Annotated in this window: 1 protein-coding gene; it reads left to right on the top strand. The window is 36.3% G+C overall.

Translation table 11 applies throughout. From position 1 onward, the window contains the following. Window positions 1-132: 132 nt before the first annotated feature. The gene (locus tag H4J73_RS01215; RefSeq protein WP_182223117.1) at window positions 133-432 is read left to right on the top strand and encodes a hypothetical protein; all 300 of its coding nucleotides are present in this window, start codon (window positions 133-135) and stop codon (window positions 430-432) included. Window positions 433-1,141: the final 709 nt, after the last annotated feature.

The following is a 1,141-nucleotide window of genomic DNA, read 5'->3' as shown; positions in this document are numbered from 1 at the left end:
ATTGTACGGTTTGTGGTAATGTAAAAATCGCATAACAAGGCATTCAAACGGACAAAAAACAGTTGGCTGTTTCACTCCGTTCACATTTTAGCCAACAATTTTTTGCCGCTTAATGTGGCGTTAGGAGTTTCCATGGAACCGAGAAACTGGATCGGCCTCATAATATTATTTATCGGGATTGCCATTCAACCTATCGGATGGATGTTTTATTTTTGGGTACAAATATTATCATTTGTATTAATCGTGATCGGTCTTCTAATATTTTGTACTCAAAAATATTTGGATTATCAGGTAGAAAAAGAATTTTCTTCAGGCAGTTCTAATGGACAGTCTGTGCCAGGAGATGTTCATGATCATAGTGGATGGGGGAGTGGCGGTCAAAGCTCCAGTTGGTCGTCTTCTAATTCTGGAGATTCTGGCGGGGGAGATTAAACTCCTAACAAGCAATTCAACAGGACTAAAAACAGCGGGCTGTTCGCTTCGCTCCATTTTAGCCCACTATTTTTAGCCCGTTAATTGGGCGTTAGCAGTACAAGGAGATATCTCATCATTTCGCAATTTATCGGGATTATTTCCGTAATTCTGTTTATTTTTTTTGGTTTAAAATATTTAATTGGCCTAAGGAAAGTTCAGCTTTACTTAGTAAAGTCAAAAGATGATTTTGTAAAAGAACACGAGTCAGGTTTCATACAAATATCGACTACTAGTGACGTAAAAAATAAAGCAGCTTACGAGTACATCTGGAGCCAAAGATACTCTGAACACAAAGATAACGATTTCGTATTATTGTGCTCTAAAACATTTAAAAGTGGCTTGTCTTGTATCGCTGCATTTGTAATTATCATCATATGCATATAGTACTGCTAACAAGTCATTCAAGTAGGACAAATAACAGCTGGCTATTTGCTCCTTCGTCGCTTATTTTAGCCAACTATTATTTGCCTCTTAATGGGGCGTTATGTGTTTCTTAATCATGGAGAATTATAAGTATTATGGATAATCAATTTAAAATATCGGGCTGGGCGTTTACCATTTACGGAGCAGTTGCTACATGTGCATTTCTATTTGTATACATATTAGGTATATCGCAACTTTCAAACCTTGATTCATTACCAACGTTTTTAATTCTACTTATAAATAT

The organism is Colwellia sp. MB3u-41, assembly GCF_014076845.1.
Taxonomy (GTDB): Bacteria; Pseudomonadota; Gammaproteobacteria; order Enterobacterales; family Alteromonadaceae; genus Colwellia_A.
This window is presented reverse-complemented; position numbering and strand designations above follow the sequence as displayed.

Coding starts and splice junctions, on each gene's coding strand:
- H4J73_RS01215 (WP_182223117.1), top strand. CDS start 133: ATGGAACCGAGAAACTGGATCGGCCTCATAATATTATTTATCGGGATT.